The sequence below is a fragment of the Eikenella sp. Marseille-P7795 genome (genome assembly GCF_916618725.1).
Classification (GTDB): Bacteria; Pseudomonadota; Gammaproteobacteria; order Burkholderiales; family Neisseriaceae; genus Eikenella; species Eikenella longinqua.
In genome coordinates this window covers 1-850 of record NZ_CAKAJZ010000016.1, presented here as the reverse complement: position 1 = coordinate 850, position 850 = coordinate 1, and the positions used below count along the sequence as shown (strand labels likewise).

General features: G+C 63.9%; 1 protein-coding gene. It reads right to left on the bottom strand.

Translation table 11 applies throughout. The features are described from left to right. On the bottom strand, positions 1–850 hold an 850-nt coding region (gene dnaX, locus LG371_RS12175), incomplete at both ends, for a DNA polymerase III subunit gamma/tau (RefSeq protein WP_225748638.1).

Below are 850 nucleotides of genomic sequence, written 5' to 3'. Positions count from 1 at the left end.
AGGCGCAGCAGGGTCATGACGAAGCCGGCGTATTCGTCGGGGGCGAGCGGGAGGTCTTGCTTGCCGTGGATGAGGCATTGGTAGTAGAGCTGGATTTGTTCGTCGCCCAGCTGCTTGGTGAGCTGTTGCAGGGTGGAGTATTCGGGGTCGTCGGCGGGGATGGCGGCGGGCACGGTTTTGAACAGGGCGAGCTTTTGCAGCAGTAGGGCGAGCTCGCTTAGGGCGCTGTCGAAGCCGATGGCGCGGCCGGCCATTTCCTGCGCGGTGGCAAGCAGGGCGGCGCCGTCTTGGGCGGCGGCGGCTTGCAGCAGGGCATAAAGATAGCGCTGATCGACGGCGCCGATCATTTGGCGCACGTCGGCTTCGTTTACGCTGCCGGAGCCCATGGCGATGGCCTGGTCGAGCAGGCTGAGGGCGTCGCGCATGGAGCCGGCGGCGGCACGGCCGATGAGGGCGAGGGCGGCGGGCTCGTGGGCGATGTGTTCGCTGTTTAGCACGTGCGCCAAATGTTGCGATACCTGCTGGGCGGTCATGTTGCGCAGCACGAATTGCAGGCAGCGGCTGAGCACGGTAACGGGCACTTTGTGCGGGTCGGTGGTGGCGAGGATGAATTTCACGTGCTCAGGCGGCTCTTCCAGGGTTTTGAGCATGGCGTTGAAGGCCGATTTGGAGAGCATGTGCACTTCGTCGATGATATAGACTTTGTATTTGCCGGCGGTGGGGGCGTATTGGGCGTTTTCCAGCACTTCGCGGATGTTGTCGATGCCGGTGTTGGAGGCGGCGTCGATTTCGAGCAGATCCACAAAGCGGCCGGCGTCGATGTCGCGGCAGGCCTGGCATTCGCCGCAGG